The organism is Acidobacteriota bacterium, assembly GCA_035529075.1.
Lineage (GTDB): Bacteria > Zixibacteria > MSB-5A5 > GN15 > FEB-12 > DATKXK01.
The window spans coordinates 15,317-30,800 of record DATKXK010000003.1 but is presented as its reverse complement, the minus strand read 5'-3'; the positions used below and the strand labels follow the sequence as shown (position 1 = coordinate 30,800).

Below are 15,484 nucleotides of genomic sequence, written 5' to 3'. Positions count from 1 at the left end.
TGAAACTGCAAGAGAAAGGATGTAAGAATGGACCAGCCTGCAGTGGTCAGCCATGAACAGACTGACAATATACTGGAGCAGGTCGCGCGCCGGGCCATGGTCGCGCGTTCAAGGGTCCTGCTGTTTCAAGACTTCACGGAAGCCATGACTTCCCTGCTGGGACACGTGAATCGGTTGCAGGACAAGCTGCTGGTGTCAGGGCATGCGGCGCCTGACCTGGCCATTGCCGTGGACCGCGCCGAGTTGACGCTTACCGAGTTGCTGGGTCCGTCACCGTTTGCCGGTGGCCCCCGGCCGGTACTGCAGAACATAGCCCGGGGAGATGAGCTTGTATACGTGGCCAACCCGAACCGGGTCACCGGGGCCAGCTGTGCCCTTTCGGGCCTGAGAGATATCGCCGAGGCGATCCCGAACGGGACTCTGGTAATCGACGAGCATTACTATGACTACCTCGGCATCACGGCGGTGCCGCTTCTGGACCTTTATTCAAATGTGACGGTCATCAGGTCCTTCCTCACGGGGCCGGGTAGCGGATGTGAGGAATCAGGATTTATCGTTGCCCCGAAGGATTTGATTCGGCATCTTAGGGGCAGTTTTGAACGACAGCGGATACCAGCGGCGATCAGGAGCGGCGTGATGACAATGCTGGCGGATGGCGCACCACAAGGCGAGCGGTTGAAACGGCTGCACAGCGAAATGCTGCGCATCGCAACCACGCTGACGCGGCTTGGCGTCCAGAGCCGGATTACGGCGACTGACTTTCTGCTCCTGCGGGTTGCGGACCCCAAACGCGTCGGGAATTTTCTGGCCGCCCACCGGGCGCCAATAGAGAATCTCGACGGTTACCCGGGGTTGAACAACTACGTGCGGTACAGGGTGCAGTCGGAGAGGTTCGACGACGGCTTCCTGCAGGCATTCAAGAAGATGCCTCGGGAGTATTACCGGATAAAAACAATTGACAAACGGGCAGTAACTTATCACGGTTGGGAGCAGGGAAGGTCAGGAAGCCGCGGTGGTACCCGGCTGTCCGATGATCCAGGATCGGGACGTATCCCGGCCAAGCGAGAAACGTCCCGGGGCGCTAAGGAGTAAACATCCCCGGGGTCACCGTCTTGATCGGGGAGATTGCTTTTCTGTCCGGCTATAAAGGTGAAGGGCAGGCCGTGCGGTTGCTGCCGCAGACCGGAGCAGGGATGCTGACAGAGGGACATGGAGACCAGCGCTAAGACAGACAGGAGACCATTTGAATTGCGCGTGGTAGCTGTGAACGGCCGCCACATGGTCAGCGGTGTGCGCCAGCAGCCGTCCGGCCCGGTTCGTGAGCCGGTGCGCCCTGAGATAAGGCAGGCGGGCACGGGTGCTGCGGCAAACACCGATCACACGGTCGCTGGTGCCCGGGGAAATGCGGGCGGCAGGACCCGGCCTTCCATTGGTCCGCGCTGGGACCATATTTCACGACCTATTGCCAGATCGCTCAGAAGGCTCCTCCTGGTCAGTTCGGGCCAGGCCGGCGCGGCGGTGTCGTCGCTCGTTGCGCTCTGGGCGACGGTGGCCGTCAACCGTTATTCGGGATGGTGGATTTTTGAGGCCGTCGCCGGGCTGGTGCTGATCAGGCTCATTTACCAGCTTACCCGCGGGCCGGTTCCCGCCCTGACCCGGCACCGCATAAGGAAACGTTCCCGGTGGGTTCTCGTCGATGAGATGCACGTCAGCGTGGCCTTCGTCGCTGCATGCTTTCTGATGGCGTGGCCGGTTGATTACCTGGGTGTCACCACCTTCGTGATGATCAACCTGGTTTTGCAGCTCGTGGCGCTGCGCTACTCGCGGCGAGTGCTGCGAATGCTTGCGGCGAGAGTATATACCGCCGATGATACGTGCTTTGCCAGGCGTGCGGTGATTCTCGGGACCGGCGTACACGCCCAGCGAGTTGCCGATATGGTGCTGGCCTCTCCCGACCTGGACACCAAGCTGAGCGGGTTTCTCGACTACGGCCGCCGGGGTCTGTGGCGATATCGCGATATACCGCTGATCGGTCACCCGGACCGGCTGGAAGAGATCATTACAAACGGCCAGGTCGACGCCGTGTTCGTGGCGGTCGAGCCGGAGGATATCCCGCGCTCGCGGGACCTTTTCAACACGGCCGAACGCATGGGCGTCAACGTCTTTGTCATGCCCAACGTGTACTACCCGACGGTAGCCCGGATACGTCCTCTGTATGTAAACGGCATGCCGGCCCTGATCTACCAGTCGGCGCCGGAGAGCCGCACGGCTCTGTTTGTTAAGAACGCGCTGGACAAGGCTGCTGCCGCGGTGGGGCTGGTCATCGTGTCGCCCGTCATGATCCTGGCGGCCCTGCTGATCAAGGTGGAAAGCCCCGGACCGGTGATTTTCAAACAGGTGCGCTCGGGGCTCAACGGGAGGTTGTTCAACCTGTACAAGTTCCGGACGATGTGTGCGGACGCCGAGAAAAAGAAAGACGCGCTGGCTCACCGCAACGAAATGTCCGGGCCGGTCTTCAAGATACGCAAAGACCCCCGTGTGACGACTATCGGGCGCCTGCTGCGCAAGTTCTCCGTTGACGAGTTGCCACAGTTCTTCAACGTGCTCACCGGGGACATGTCCCTTGTCGGCCCGCGGCCGCCTCTTCCCTCGGAAGTGAGGCGATACCAGCCGTGGCAGCACCGTAAGCTTTCGATCAAACCGGGCGTGACCTGTCTCTGGCAGGTCAACGGCCGAAACCGGATCGACTTCGATGACTGGATGCGTATGGATCTCGAGTATATCGACACCTGGTCGCTCTGGCTGGACCTCAAGATCCTGCTCAAGACGGTACCGGCGGTCCTTAAAGGAACAGGCGTGTAGGCCGTCCGTATCCCCGCGCTCGCGGTGTCTTGCCCCCGTTGAAGCTTCACGCCGGGAACTGACATGACCGCGTCCCTCATGAAGAAGATTCTGCCGGCCCTCCTGCTGTTCGCCCTCGGTGCTCAACTGTCCCTCGCCGGCGTGCTGCCGACCGGTACCTCGGAATACGAGTTTGTATATGATCGGCTGGAGCGAATCGACGCCCTGACACTGGACAAGTACCACTACCAGCTCGGTCCCTACCGCCTGGACCATCAGAGTTTCGCCTTCGGGCCGTTCCAGCGGCTGGGCGAGATTGAGCCGGCGCGACTGGAGTTGTTCACGTTTGCCGGTGAGAAATTCCGGGCCGCAAGGCGGCATCACCCCCAGAGTTTCGAGAGCCTCCGAGGCGGTATTGCCGGCCGTCCGGTACGCGGGGTTTTCGTGTTCGGGTCATTCGTTCTGGACGAGGCTCTGGCCAGGGACGAGGATTACAGCGGAGTGAAATGGCGCGGTCTGGCCGGCGACGTCAGGCAGGCGTTCGCCCACGTCAGGACCGGCAAACTTGAGATGATGGTGGGGCGGTTTGCCTCCTTCTGGGGGATCCGAAATTCGCTCATATTCTCGCGAGAGCGATGGCTTGACGGTTTGGCCTACACGTTTAGCTGGGGCAGACTGGCCCTGTCGTACCGGCTGGCCCGGCTGGACGGTCTGAGCCCTGACGAGGACGGTGTCGAGCAGTTCGAAAACAGGTACTTTGCGGCTCACCGTCTCGATATACACCTGAGTCGTCGGCTGTCCGTGGGGCTGTTCGAGACGGTTCTGTTCGGTGGTCCGGGGCGCCAGATCGATCTGTTTTACCTCAATCCGCTGATCTTCTTTCATGGTTCTCAGCTAAACGACGGGGCCAACGACAACACGACCGTCGGCGTCGATTTCCGGCTAAAACCCGGGCACGGCCTGAAGCTGTACGGTCAGCTTCTGATCGACGATCTGCAGGTTGACAGCGACACGCCCTCGGATAAAGAGCCGGCCGAGTACGGTCTCGTGGTGGGCGCGTATGCCGCCGATATTACTCGCGGGCTTGACGTTAAGATGGAATACACGCGGGTGACGAACTGGACGTTCAACCAACTGCTGGAGCGTAACCGGTATCTCGTGGGCCGCCGGCTCATCGGCTCGGCCCTGGGCAATGACTACGACCTGGCTTCCGTCGCGGTCATGCGATGGTTCGGCGCGGGAACCGCCGCCGTTGTGCGCCTCTCGTACCACCGTCAAGGGGAGGGCGGCGTGGAGGATGAGTGGACTGAGCCGTGGACGCTGGCCGAGGGGGATTACAGCGAACCCTTTCCGACCGGGGTGGTGCAAAGTACCACTTCGACCTCGCTGGGAATCAAGAGCTTTCTGCTCGACCTCGCCTTCGTTGACCTGGAGATCGGTGTAGACTGGACGAAGAACGTTCAGCACCTCCAGGGCGCCCTGCGCACGATACCGTTCGTGAACGTCACGATCTCCTCCTTCCTGTTTACGTCGCTGAATCTCGAGTAGCGCACACCGAGTCGGCCTGTTCTTGTTTCAATCTCTTTTGCGCCTTTGGTTATACTCGCCGGAGAGCTGGTCGCGGGTACCGGTCGGCGGCGGCGAATTTCCGTGTTCCTTCGGGCGTTGCCTGTTATTATCTTGTCGAGTCCGCGAGAATAGAAGTTGGAGGTTCGGCACTCGGAGCCGGGTTGCGCAAGGAACGGATGGACAAATGGTTACGGCAAAAATGAGCTGGACCGGGGGCATCAGGTTCAAAGGGATTGGAGCCTTCGGCCATGAAATCGTCACCGACGGGGGCAAGGCCGCAGGGGGCAATGAGGAGGGGTACAAGCCGACGGAACTGCTTCTGTTCGGCCTGGCCGGCTGTGCGGGGATCGACATCGTCCGAATCCTGCACAAGCAGCGGCAGGAGTTGACGGGACTTGATATCGAGATAATCGGCCATCAGAACGAGGATTATCCCAAGCCGTTTCATACGATCGAAGTGAAGTTCAAAGCCCGGGGTAAAAATCTCGACCCGGAAAAACTGGCCGGGGCAATAGAGCTTTCCGAGGCCAAGTACTGCGTGGTCAGCCAGACCGTGCAGAATCCGGGCAAGGTGATCACGAGCTATGAGATTCTGGCCGAATAGTCTGAATCATCCGGCCGGTTGCTGCATCTAATGAGAAAAGGCAGAAAGACGGGTGTATTTACCCATACGACGTGAGCAAAGTATGAACGAACAAATTGCGTACGCACTGGAGTCCGACAAGCCGTTTGACACCGTTGTGCAGAACATTGAATCGAACGTGCCGAAACACCAGTTCCGGGTGCTGGCGGTGCACAATGTCCAGGAGACGCTGGCCGAGAAGGGGTTCGAACACGGGCCGCTTGTGATCATCGAAGTATGTAACGCCTCTTTCGCCCACCGGGCGCTGAGCAGGCAGCCGGACGTGGCGCTGTTCATGCCGTGCCGGTACGCGGTGTATGGTGACGGGCCGAAAACGGTGGTGAAGCTGAACCGCCCCGGTATGATTGCGCAGATGATGCCCGACGCCGGCCTGGACGACCTGGCCGCGGAAGTGGAGGAAACGTTGAAGACTATCATGAGGGAGTCGGTCTGACCGCGTTATGCCGAGCCTGATGCGTAACTGGAAACGCACGCTGGTTTTCACGCTGACCGGCGGTGCGCTTGGATTCATCCTCTCGATGCTGTATATTCGATTCGGGTCGACGTGACCGATCCTGTGCTCCCCGACGGTGGTGACGGTGCTGGGAGCAGTGTTCGGGGCGGTCATGTCCCGCAGCGATTAAGGAGCGAGAATGCCTCTCTTTGAATACAGGTGTAATGACTGTGACGGGCGGTTCGAGGAGTTGACGTCGCATGAGACGGTGGCTGCCACTTGCCCGCACTGCCGATCTGAAAACACGACCAGGCTGTTGTCCGCCTTCGCGGCGCCTTCGAGTTCCCGTTTGGGGCTTCCGTCTGCGGGGCCGCCCCGCTGCGGCGGCAGGTTCACGTGAGCGGGCTGACCAAGTCCGCGGTCGCGGACGAGGCAGATTGACGATCATGAGAACGGCACTGATCCTGGCGCTGCTCGGGGTGCTGATGACCGGCTGCGGCTCAGATGAGCCGGGGTCGGCAGAACTCGTGTGGACGGACCTTGCTGAGATGCAGGCCGAGTTTCCCCAGGCACCGCGCCCGCTTTTTCTTTATATCAGCCAGGACAACTGTCCCTGGTGCGAGCAGATGGAGAGTCTGATCCTGCCTCGGCCTGAGATTGTGGCCTATCTGAACGAGCACTACATCCCGGTTAACATCAACCTCGACCGGGATTTGCCGGTTACGATCAATGACCGGCAGTATACCAGGCGCCAGTTGTTCGACCTGCTGAAGATAGAGGGTATTCCGGCGTACTACTTCTTTGACTCCACGGGACAGATTCTCGGCATGATGGATTCCGCCATGCCCCTGACGACGTTCAAGCGGCTGCTCATTTACGTCGAGAACCGCCACTTCATGAGGACACCGTGGGTCGATTTCCTGAAGCTTCCGGAGGCCGACGTCGACACGGCCTGGGGTGTGTTCTAACGGTTGCGCCGGGCCACCGCGCAGATCCGGCAGGTTTCCCGGGACGGTTTGTCAAAGGTAAAGCAGCGGTAGTACGCTATGACGGTGAGTCCCGTCTCGCGAAGCAGCCGCCTAACAACGCGATTGCTGTAGGCCCTCTCCAGGTGCAGTTCGTCGAACCGACGCCAGTTGCGGCCGGCTTTCACAAAAAACGTAGTCGCGCATTCGGCCGATTGGGTCCGAGCGTGATACGCGTTTCTCCATATCCAGGCCACGTCGTTCCTGACACCGCCCCAGATCTGCGAATCCCAGATCAGTTTGAGCCCGACAGGCGTGTTCATATCGAAAACGAACCAGCCTCCGGGCGCCAGGTGACGGTACACCGACCGAAAGGCGGCTTTGAGTTCCCGCTCGTTTTTCAGGTAATTCAGGGAATCGTAAAAACAGGTAACCAGGTCGAACTTTCGCACGCGGCCACCGCCGGTGCCGTCCGGAATCCTGAAACGGGGCAGTGATTGCCGGTAGAGCTTCACGCCTTTGCCCATGAGTTTTCGGCGCGCCTGGCTCAGCATAGCGGAGCTTCGATCCAGGCCGGCCACGCTCAGGCCGCGATCGGCGAGCAGTTCCATGGCGGTGCCGGTGCCGCAGCAGAGGTCCAGCCCGGTTTGTGCGCGGACTCCGAAACGTCGTGCGATTCTGAACGTATACGCGACCATGTCTCGGGAGAACCGGTCAGCTCCAATTCGGTCGTATACGGACGCAAACCGGTCGTATGCATTCACCGGCGTATCTCTCCCCGACACGGGTCCGTCCGATGCGACAGGCCTTTTAGTTGACAGCGAGCGGGGCACGGCCTTCTCATTACGCAAGGTTGTACTGAATATCGACTCCGTTCGCAAGTACTATTGTCGGACTTCCGGGAGCGGGTTCCCGGCAGGAAAGGAGATTTCATGTCGACGATGTTCTGGATCTGGATAACGGCGGCGCTGGTGTTCCTGATAGTCGAGCTTGTCACACCGACCCTGATATTTGTCAGTTTTGTCGCGGGGGCGCTGTGCGCGGGTATATACGCCGAGATCTTTCCGGGCTCGTATTACGTGCAGGTGGCCATCTTTCTCGTGATATCGCTGGCCCTGCTGCCGTTGACGCGACGGCTGGCCTCCAAGATCACCAAGCCTTCACCTCAGGCGTCCAACGTCGACCGCATGATCGGCGGGACGGCCATCGTGACCAAGACCGTGGAGCCCGATGGGGGCGGCCTGGTGAGATATGAAGGCGAAATCTGGGCGGCCGAAGCCGAGGTTCGCATCGAGGAGCGATCCAGGGTGCGAATTGTGTCGGTGGCCGGCACCCGAGTGCGTGTGGAAAAACAGGAACAGTTAAATGAAGAAAGGACAGAATAATGCATGCCGTCGAACTGCTGCTAATTGTTTTCGGGGTGCTGGTATTCGCCGTGGTGATCTCGTCAATCCGGATCATCCGGCCCTACGAGCGCGGTCTCGTGGAGCGCCTGGGGAAGTTCCAGCGGACGCTTGACCCCGGTCTCAACATGATCTTCCCGCTGACCGACCGGGTTATCAAGGTGGACATGCGGGAGGTGGTGATCGACGTTCCGCCACAACTGGTCATCACCAAGGATAACGTCAACGTTGAGGTTGACGGTATCATCTACTGCCAGGTGACGGATCCGTTTCGCTCCAAGTATGAGATTGCCAACTACATTGTTGCGTCGACCAAGCTGGCTCAGACCAACCTGCGTAACGTAATCGGCGAGATGGACCTCGACGAATGCCTTTCGTCACGCGACCAGATCAACTCCCAGCTCCGCGACGTGATGGATCAGGCCACCGACAAGTGGGGCGTCAAGGTGAACCGGATCGAACTGCAGCGGATCGATCCCCCGGCCGACATCACCGACGCCATGAGCCGGCAGATGAAAGCCGAGCGCGACAAGCGCGCCACCATCCTTGAAGCCGAAGCGACCCGGCAGGCGGATATCACGCGTGCGGAAGGTCACAAGCTGGCCCAGGTTCTCGAAGCCGAGGGTGCCGCCGGGGCGGTGCGAAAGAAGGCCGACGCCGAGATGTATCGGCAGGAGACGGTGGCCAAGGGTGAGGCGCAGGCCATTCTCACCGTTTTCGGAGCCATCCACGAGGGCAGGCCGGACAACGAACTGATTACGCTGAGATACCTCGATGTGCTGCCGCGCCTGGCCGATGGGAAAGCCAGCAAGATCTTTCTGCCTTACGAAGCCAGCGGAATGATCTCAGCCCTGGCAGCCGTAGTGGAAGGCGTCAGCAAGGATCGCGGAAAAGGTCACCCCGGGCCGTCGGCATCGCCGACCGAGGCAACGAGCTGAGAGAACCGCCGGCGGCAGGCCGGCGAGGCGAAAGACAGGAGGCCGGATACGGGTATCCGGCCTTTTTCTATGCCCGGCCACGTACGGGGCGCCCGCTGAGAAGGCGGCCCGATGACCGAAAGGTGTTGCTGCTCCGCCGCGCCTCCGATTGACTTTTGACTGCACGTGCCGTAGCTTGCCGGCAGGGCTCATGGAGTGAGGTCAGGTAACCATGACGGAGATTAATCGGAGCGAGATCAGGAAGCCGGCCGTAGCCGGAGCGTTCTATCCCGGTAGCGCGCTGGAACTCACCAAATCGATTGCAGCCATGTTTGCCGAGGTGGGCAAGGTGCCGCTGGAGGGACGTCCCATGGCGCTGATCGTACCCCACGCCGGATACCCGTACTCGGGCAAGGTGGCGGCCAAGGCTTACAAGCTGCTCGAGGGAGAAGAGTTCGATACGGTGGTGATAGTATCGCCGTCGCATACAGTTTTCTTCAAGGGTTCGTCGGTCTTCGGCGGCGGCGGCTACCAGACGCCGCTGGGCGTGATGGAAACGGACCTTGCCCTGGCCGAGAAGATCGCGTCCATCAATCCTTCGTCGGTTTACTTCTCTAACATGGGGCATGCCACCGGAATTACGCGGGGCGAACATGCTCTCGAGGTGCAGTTGCCGTTCCTGCAGATTGTTCTGCCGAAGACCCGGCTGGTTGCAATAGTGATGGGCGATCAGGAGACGGACTCCATCAGGGCGCTCGGGGAGACGCTCGGCGCGGCGTTGCAGGGAACCAACACGCTCATGGTGGCTTCGACCGACCTGTCTCACTTTCACTCGCAGGAGACGGCCAAGCGGCTGGATTACACCGTGCAGAAGGTGATCGAGCAGTTTGACGCGGACGCCCTGACGCGCACCCTGCACTCAGGAAAAGGAGAGGCTTGCGGGGGCGGTCCGGTCGCAGCGGTGATGCATGCTGCCCGGAAGCTGGGCGGCAGCCGCGTGCAATTCCTCGACTACAACACTTCAGGTGCCACTACGGGCGACTATGACGAGGTGGTCGGGTACCTTGCGGCGGCCGTTGTCGCCGGAGAGAAGGCCCGGACGGTTACGCGGGTCATTGGAAGCACCGCCGCCAGGCCGCCGGAAAAGCGGGTTCTGTCCGATGAAGACAAGGCGACTCTGCTGAAGATTGCCCGTGAGGCAATAGAAGCTCGGCTGCAGGGACAGCCGTACCGCCCGGAGCCCCACCCCAATCTCGAGGAGAAGAACGGGGCCTTCGTCACGCTGAAAATAGGAGGCGAACTCAGGGGCTGCATCGGACAGATACGCGCCCGCGACCCGCTCTATCTGACGGTTACCGACATGGCCGTCGCCGCGGCGTTCGAGGATCCGCGGTTTCCCCCGCTGGCCGCCACCGAGTTGGACAGCCTGGAGTATGAGATCTCGATTCTTTCTCCGCTGGAGAAGGTGCGGGACGTCAACGACATCAAGATCGGCCGGGACGGCCTGATGATAAAGCTCGACCTTCATTCCGGCCTGCTGCTGCCGCAGGTGGCCACAGAGCATGGTTGGTCCGTGACTGAGCTTCTTGAACAGACCTGCCTGAAGGCGGGCCTGCCCAAGAACAGTTACAGGGACAAGTTTGCCGAACTCTACAAGTTCAGCGCCGAGATTATCCCCTGATCTGTAAAGAGGGTCAGCCGTCCGGCGCGCCTGTGCGATCCATCGCGCGTTCCTGATAACCACTTGTAGGCGCCGTCTCAATTGCCTACCTTCGGGGCATGCCCGAGGGGAAACCAAGCGTCCTGATCACCGGTGCCAACGGATTCATCGGTTCGGCCCTCTGCCGGAGGTTCCTCTCGTCGGGGTATGACGTTGTGGCCGGCGTGAGAGAGTCCGCCGACCTGACCTTCCTCAAAGATCTGCCCGTGCGCTACCGTTACGGCGATGTCACCGACGCGGCCGGGCTTCCCGAAATGGTCGGCAGTGTCGATTACGTGGTCCACAACGCCGGAATCGTGAAAGCCCGCAACCCGGCGGCGTTCTTTGACGTCAACGCACGCGGGACGGCCAGGCTGTTTGACGCCATCGCCGCGCACAATGCAGAGGTAAAGAAGGTTGTGTACATGTCGTCTCAGGCGGTCGGCGGCCCGTCTTCGGCCGGAAGGCCGGTGGCCGAGAGCGATCCGCCCAACCCGGTGACGGCCTACGGTCGGTCCAAGGCGGAAGGCGAAAAAGCGGCCCTGTCGTACAGGGACCGCCTGCACGTGGTCTCCATACGCCCGCCGGCGGTGTACGGTCCGGGCGATACGGAGATGTTTGCCTTGTTCAAAGCCGTGTACTGGCACCTGAAACCGTACATTGGAGATCTTGACCGGCGAATCCAGCTCGTGCACGTATACGATCTCTCACGGGGGGTCGTTCAAGCCGTTTCGTCCAGGACGCAAAGCGGCGCCGTCTACCACATCGCGGAAAACCGTTCGTACACCCTCAGGGAGTTGACGGCCGTGCTGGAACGCGCATCGGGCCGGCGGGCGCTGCCGCTTCGTCTGCCGTCGGGGGTCTTCAGACTTGCCGCGGCGGTCTCGGAGTTTGTTTTCAAGCTGGTCGGAGCCACGCCCATGGTGACACGGGACAAGACACGCGAACTGCTAGCCTCGTGGCAGGTCTCGACCGAGCGGGCGCGGGTGGACCTTGACTTCGAATCGGCCATCCCGCTCGAGCAGGGGGCAGGAGAAACGTATGGCTGGTATCTCAAACACGGATGGCTCTGATGTACTCACAGGGACTTTTGCTCTATTGTTTTGTTTTGTCGAGCCTGTACCTGCTTATCGTGTCCGTCGTGCTCCGGTACGTTGAGCGGAAGCTGCAGTTGACGCAGGGGATCGCAAGCAGCCTGTTGGAATCGACCGGGCTCGGTTGGGCCGCCATAAATTACGTTATGGAAGCGCTGTTCTTCGCGGTCATTCCCACCCTTGCCTACGGGTTCTTTTATCTCATCATACCCTTGTCGGGTATCCGCGCGGGGATGGCGGCCAGCCTGTTCGCCTTCACTCTCGGCGCAATCCCGGCCCTTATGGGCCTGTCAGTGAGGATAAAACTACCCATGCCGTATATACTGTTCATGCTCCTGTCGTTGCTTATCAAGCTCGGCGGTTCGTTGAGCATTATCGGATATCTCTACTCGCTGTGAAGGAACCTGCCATGAACGTGACAGAAGAGCCGTTCGCCGCCGCCAGGCGACTGTTTCCACATACTGACCGGATTGTCTATTTCAACTCCGCCTCCTACGGCCCGTTCTGCACGCCCGTGAAGAAGGCCATCGAGGATAACGTCGAACTGCGCGTCCGGGCGGAACAGGACGATACGCACGATGCCTTTACGGTTCAGGATGAGCTGCGGTCGGCGTACGCCGGAATGATCGGCGCGGAGGCACGGCAGATCGGCATCGGTCTGAACACCTCGTTCGGGCTGAACATCGCGGCGTTCGGGCTTCCGCTCAATGCGGGGGACGAGGTACTGGTGTCGGATATTGAGTTTCCGGCCGTGGTGTACACGTGGAAGGCGGCGGCCGAGGCCAGGGGGCTTGTACTCAGGTTCGTGAAATCGCGCGAGCGCGTCTTTGACATGGCCGAGTTTGAACGCGCCGTTACTTCGCGCACGCGCGTGCTGTCGCTCTCGTGGGTGCAGTTCTTCAACGGGTTCAAGAACAACCTGGCCGCGATTTCGTCCCTCTGCAAAGAGCGCGGGATCTACCTCGTGGTCGACGGTATCCAGGGGATGGGCGTAGAGCCGATCGACGTCGGACAGCTCGGCCTTGACGTTTTCACCTCCGGGTGCCAGAAGTGGCTGCTGTCACCGCAGGGGTGTGGTTTTTTCTACCTTTCCGATGAAGTGCGCGACCGCATCACGCCGCCGTTTATGAGCTGGCTCGGCGTTGACTGGAAGATGGATTTCAGCAACCTGTTCCACTACGACCGGCCGTACTTCGACTCCGCCCGGCGGTTGGAACTGGGCTACTACGCCGTGCTGAACATTCTTGGCATGCGGGCGGCCGCGAGGCTGTTTGAAGACCTCGGTATCCGTAACATCCAGCAGCACAACTACGCCCTTATCGATCGACTGGCCGACTATATTCGAGGGAATCCGTACTACACGATTACGTCGTCAATGGCCGCTCAGCACCGCTCGTCGATCTTCACCTTCACCTGCCCGGACGTCGAACGGCTGCACAAGGATATCCTCAGGCGCGGGATCGTCCTGGTCAACCGTGAGGGGTCGATCCGGGTTTCCGTCCACCTGTTCAACGACGAGAGTGACGTCGATAAACTGATCGGCGTTCTGGATGACGTTTCGCGCCGTTAGTCGATCACGATAACGGCGGCGCCGGAAAAGCGGCCCTGGCGGAGGTCCTCCAGCGCCTGGTTGGCCCCGGCCAACGGATAGGCGTGGGTTTCGGTTTTTACCGGGACCGTCGGGGCCAGGGCGAGGAACTCTTCACCGTCACGGCGGGTAAGGTTCGCCACCGAGCGCACGACTCGTTCTTCCCACAGGATGGAGTAGGGGAACGACGGGATATCGCTCATGTGAATACCGGCACAGACGACCGTCCCTCCTTTGGCGACCGCGCGCAGGGCGGCCGGTACCAGCGCGCCTTCCGGGGCGAATATAATCGCGGCGTCAAGGGGGGCGGGCGGCGGCATGTCCGAGGCACCCGCCCAGACCGCCCCCAGCCTGGTGGCAAACGCCTGGCCGGTGCTGTCGCCGGGTCTCGTGAACGCGTAGACCTCACGCTTCTGGTGCCGGGCCACCTGGATCAGGATGTGAGCAGAGGCACCGAAGCCGTAGAATCCCACCCGCGTTGCGTCACCGACCATGCGCAGGGCCCGGTAGCCGATCAGCCCGGCGCAAAGCAGCGGAGCCGCCTGCAGATCGGGATAACCCTCGGGGACGGGGAAACAGAAGCGCTCGTCGGCCGCGCACAACTCGGCAAAACCGCCGTCGATCTGGTACCCGGTGTACCGGGCGTGGTCGCAGAGGTTTTCCCGGCCGGTACGGCAGTAATCACACTGCCCGCAAGACCCGCCGAGCCAGGGCAAGCCGACCCGGTCTCCCGGCGCAAACCGACCGCTCCCCCGGCCAACGTCAATGACCGTGCCGACAATCTGGTGTCCCGGGATGACCGGCAGTTTTGGCTCCGTCAGGTCACCGTCGACAACGTGCAGATCGGTGCGGCAGACTCCACAGGCGTGCACGCGAAGCAGGAGTTGTCCCGGCCCGGGAACCGGGTCCGGCAGTTCGACCAGCCTGAGCGGTTGGCGCGGGGTTTCCAGGATCATTGCTTGCATTTATCAAGTCCTCTTCCGGTCGTGGTCATTCGGCTGCCGGTATTTCTCAGGCTATCTGTCTGTCTCGCATATTTCAAGAGCTTTCTTGCGGGTCCGCCCCGGGGGCGCTCCGGGAGGAGGCGTCGCCCGGGGTTATGAAGCCGCGTGTCGGTTTGACATTTGACTCCCGCTTTCCAAGTATTTTAATTGAACCACCTGCTCGTGGGCGCGGTTACGCCCATGCCGGTACGCCGGATTCGGCAGGAACTTTGCCTGCCGGCAACCAGTACTATGTAAGGTCGGTAAGCAGTAGAGCCATGACGATGACGTCGGACAAACGCAGGATTCTGATAACCGGGGCCTCAGGCTCGCTTGGCCAGCAACTGGCCTACGAGTTCTCCCGGTCGGGCATCAAGCCGGTGGCCCACGTGCGGTCGGGTTCCGATACTTCGTTCATCGATTCCCTGGGTCTGGAGAAACGCCTTGCGGATCTGCGCAACCGGGAAGAGTTGGAACGGCTGGTGACCGGCATGGAAGTGGTGATTCACACCGCCGCATGGGTGGATTTCCGACGGGATAAGGCGACTCAGTTCGCCGGGATCAATACGTTCGGGGCGACCGGGCTGTACCGGGCGGCGGCCAAGGCCGGCGTCAAGCGATTCGTGCACGTTTCGACCGTTGCCGCCGTGGGCGCGACCCCCCGGACTACATCGGAGAATATCATCCAGCCAAAACGCCTCGTCAACGAGAGCCATGCGTTCAATCTCGGGCACCTTCGGATACCTTACATCCTGAGCAAGCATGCAGCCGAAGTGGAACTGGCGTCACTGGCAGAGTCGAGCGACACGGAGTTGGTCACGGTCAACCCGTCGATAATCATCGCTCCCTCGCGCAGCGGCGATGATCGCGCCAGGGCACTCAGGCTGTTTAATCGAGTCGTCGTGCCCGACCTGCGAAACTGGGTTAACCTGGTGGACGTCCGCGATGTTGCGCCGGGTGTGATTGCCGCGCTGGAGCACGGCCGCCCCGGTGAGCGGTACATCCTGGCCGGCGACAATATCACGGCGCAGGAAATTGTCCTGGCTGTCTCCGCCATCCTGGGCAAGGCACCCCCGCTTGTCCGGCCGCCACGGGCCCTGCTGGACGTTGCCGCGAGGCTGTGGGTCATGTTGGTGCGCCTGACCGGACGTCACAAGATCTCGTTTTACCCGGATCTGGTAAAACTGATCGACTTCGACTGGGCGTTTTCCTCTATGAAAGCGCGACGAGAACTGGGTTTCAGGCCGCGGTCAATTCATACTACGCTTGACGATCTCCTCAATGACGGATTCATCGACAGCTACGCCAAACCGGCTTCCGGATAGCGGTCGTCGGCATCGGTGGCCTCT

The 15,484-nt window shown here is 60.9% G+C and carries 16 protein-coding genes; 14 read left to right on the top strand and 2 right to left on the bottom strand.

Going from position 1 to position 15,484, the window contains the following annotated elements; all coding sequences use genetic code 11:
- Positions 1–27: 27 nt before the first annotated feature.
- The 7 genes from VMY05_00490 (at position 28) to VMY05_00460 (ending at position 6,454) form a co-directional block, all read left to right on the top strand.
- Positions 28–1,092 carry an aminotransferase class I/II-fold pyridoxal phosphate-dependent enzyme gene (locus VMY05_00490; protein HUV29553.1) on the top strand — a complete coding sequence of 355 codons (1,065 nt, stop codon included), beginning with the start codon at positions 28–30 and terminating at the stop codon, positions 1,090–1,092.
- Between the two features lie 162 nt (positions 1,093–1,254).
- Positions 1,255–2,862 carry a sugar transferase gene (locus VMY05_00485; protein HUV29552.1) on the top strand — a complete coding sequence of 536 codons (1,608 nt, stop codon included), beginning with the start codon at positions 1,255–1,257 and terminating at the stop codon, positions 2,860–2,862.
- Positions 2,863–2,925: 63 nt separating this feature from the next.
- Positions 2,926–4,389, top strand: a complete 1,464-nt coding sequence (locus tag VMY05_00480) for a capsule assembly Wzi family protein (GenBank protein ID HUV29551.1) — start codon at positions 2,926–2,928, stop codon at positions 4,387–4,389.
- 205 nt (positions 4,390–4,594) lie between these two features.
- Positions 4,595–5,014 (top strand): OsmC family protein, encoded by a 420-nt coding sequence (locus VMY05_00475; GenBank protein HUV29550.1) that lies wholly within the window; start codon positions 4,595–4,597, stop codon positions 5,012–5,014.
- An 82-nt stretch (positions 5,015–5,096) separates the two neighbouring features.
- Positions 5,097–5,486, top strand: a complete 390-nt coding sequence (locus VMY05_00470; protein HUV29549.1) for a DUF302 domain-containing protein — start codon at positions 5,097–5,099, stop codon at positions 5,484–5,486.
- A gap of 199 nt (positions 5,487–5,685) precedes the next feature.
- Positions 5,686–5,886 (top strand): zinc ribbon domain-containing protein, encoded by a 201-nt coding sequence (locus tag VMY05_00465; GenBank protein HUV29548.1) that lies wholly within the window; start codon positions 5,686–5,688, stop codon positions 5,884–5,886.
- Positions 5,887–5,932: 46 nt separating this feature from the next.
- Positions 5,933–6,454, top strand: a complete 522-nt coding sequence (locus tag VMY05_00460; protein ID HUV29547.1) for a thioredoxin fold domain-containing protein — start codon at positions 5,933–5,935, stop codon at positions 6,452–6,454.
- Here VMY05_00460 and VMY05_00455 read toward each other — a convergent pair.
- Complete coding sequence (locus VMY05_00455; GenBank protein ID HUV29546.1) at positions 6,451–7,215, bottom strand: class I SAM-dependent methyltransferase; 765 nt, start codon at positions 7,213–7,215, stop codon at positions 6,451–6,453. The two genes, VMY05_00460 and VMY05_00455, sit on opposite strands and share 4 nt — an antisense overlap.
- Positions 7,216–7,383: 168 nt before the next feature.
- Between VMY05_00455 and VMY05_00450 the strand changes: the two genes are divergently transcribed.
- From VMY05_00450 to VMY05_00425, 6 genes are all read left to right on the top strand, one after another.
- Positions 7,384–7,836 carry an NfeD family protein gene (locus VMY05_00450; GenBank protein ID HUV29545.1) on the top strand — a complete coding sequence of 151 codons (453 nt, stop codon included), beginning with the start codon at positions 7,384–7,386 and terminating at the stop codon, positions 7,834–7,836.
- Complete coding sequence (locus VMY05_00445; GenBank protein ID HUV29544.1) at positions 7,836–8,792, top strand: SPFH domain-containing protein; 957 nt, start codon at positions 7,836–7,838, stop codon at positions 8,790–8,792. The genes VMY05_00450 and VMY05_00445 overlap by 1 nt, the downstream gene beginning before the upstream one ends.
- 211 nt (positions 8,793–9,003) lie before the next feature.
- A complete protein-coding gene (amrB, locus tag VMY05_00440) occupies positions 9,004–10,452 on the top strand; it encodes an AmmeMemoRadiSam system protein B (GenBank protein HUV29543.1) in 1,449 nt (482 codons plus the stop codon).
- A 98-nt stretch (positions 10,453–10,550) separates the two neighbouring features.
- On the top strand, positions 10,551–11,543 hold the full coding sequence (locus VMY05_00435) for an SDR family NAD(P)-dependent oxidoreductase (GenBank protein ID HUV29542.1): 993 nt from the start codon (positions 10,551–10,553) through the stop codon (positions 11,541–11,543).
- On the top strand, positions 11,543–11,962 hold the full coding sequence (locus VMY05_00430) for a hypothetical protein (protein HUV29541.1): 420 nt from the start codon (positions 11,543–11,545) through the stop codon (positions 11,960–11,962). Before VMY05_00435 ends, VMY05_00430 begins: the two co-directional genes overlap by 1 nt.
- Before the next feature lie 11 nt (positions 11,963–11,973).
- The gene (locus VMY05_00425; GenBank protein HUV29540.1) at positions 11,974–13,134 is read left to right on the top strand and encodes an aminotransferase class V-fold PLP-dependent enzyme; all 1,161 of its coding nucleotides are present in this window, start codon (positions 11,974–11,976) and stop codon (positions 13,132–13,134) included.
- On the opposite strand, the gene VMY05_00420 is transcribed toward VMY05_00425, so the two are convergent.
- Positions 13,131–14,117, bottom strand: a complete 987-nt coding sequence (locus tag VMY05_00420; protein ID HUV29539.1) for a zinc-dependent alcohol dehydrogenase family protein — start codon at positions 14,115–14,117, stop codon at positions 13,131–13,133. The genes VMY05_00425 and VMY05_00420 overlap by 4 nt on opposite strands.
- A 296-nt stretch (positions 14,118–14,413) precedes the next feature.
- On the opposite strand from VMY05_00420, the gene VMY05_00415 reads away from it, so the two are divergent.
- A complete protein-coding gene (locus VMY05_00415; GenBank protein HUV29538.1) occupies positions 14,414–15,460 on the top strand; it encodes an NAD-dependent epimerase/dehydratase family protein in 1,047 nt (348 codons plus the stop codon).
- Positions 15,461–15,484: the final 24 nt, after the last annotated feature.

What these genes read in the sequence shown, in the direction of transcription:
- VMY05_00415 (HUV29538.1), top strand. Translation starts at nt 14,414, where the DNA reads ATGACGATGACGTCGGACAAACGCAGGATTCTGATAACCGGGGCCTCA.
- VMY05_00425 (HUV29540.1), top strand. Translation starts at nt 11,974, where the DNA reads ATGAACGTGACAGAAGAGCCGTTCGCCGCCGCCAGGCGACTGTTTCCA.
- VMY05_00475 (HUV29550.1), top strand. Translation starts at nt 4,595, where the DNA reads ATGGTTACGGCAAAAATGAGCTGGACCGGGGGCATCAGGTTCAAAGGG.
- VMY05_00445 (HUV29544.1), top strand. Translation starts at nt 7,836, where the DNA reads ATGCATGCCGTCGAACTGCTGCTAATTGTTTTCGGGGTGCTGGTATTC.
- VMY05_00460 (HUV29547.1), top strand. Translation starts at nt 5,933, where the DNA reads ATGAGAACGGCACTGATCCTGGCGCTGCTCGGGGTGCTGATGACCGGC.
- VMY05_00450 (HUV29545.1), top strand. Translation starts at nt 7,384, where the DNA reads ATGTCGACGATGTTCTGGATCTGGATAACGGCGGCGCTGGTGTTCCTG.
- VMY05_00430 (HUV29541.1), top strand. Translation starts at nt 11,543, where the DNA reads ATGTACTCACAGGGACTTTTGCTCTATTGTTTTGTTTTGTCGAGCCTG.
- VMY05_00465 (HUV29548.1), top strand. Translation starts at nt 5,686, where the DNA reads ATGCCTCTCTTTGAATACAGGTGTAATGACTGTGACGGGCGGTTCGAG.
- VMY05_00435 (HUV29542.1), top strand. Translation starts at nt 10,551, where the DNA reads ATGCCCGAGGGGAAACCAAGCGTCCTGATCACCGGTGCCAACGGATTC.
- VMY05_00420 (HUV29539.1), bottom strand. Translation starts at nt 14,117, where the DNA reads ATGCAAGCAATGATCCTGGAAACCCCGCGCCAACCGCTCAGGCTGGTC.
- VMY05_00470 (HUV29549.1), top strand. Translation starts at nt 5,097, where the DNA reads ATGAACGAACAAATTGCGTACGCACTGGAGTCCGACAAGCCGTTTGAC.
- amrB (HUV29543.1), top strand. Translation starts at nt 9,004, where the DNA reads ATGACGGAGATTAATCGGAGCGAGATCAGGAAGCCGGCCGTAGCCGGA.
- VMY05_00480 (HUV29551.1), top strand. Translation starts at nt 2,926, where the DNA reads ATGACCGCGTCCCTCATGAAGAAGATTCTGCCGGCCCTCCTGCTGTTC.
- VMY05_00490 (HUV29553.1), top strand. Translation starts at nt 28, where the DNA reads ATGGACCAGCCTGCAGTGGTCAGCCATGAACAGACTGACAATATACTG.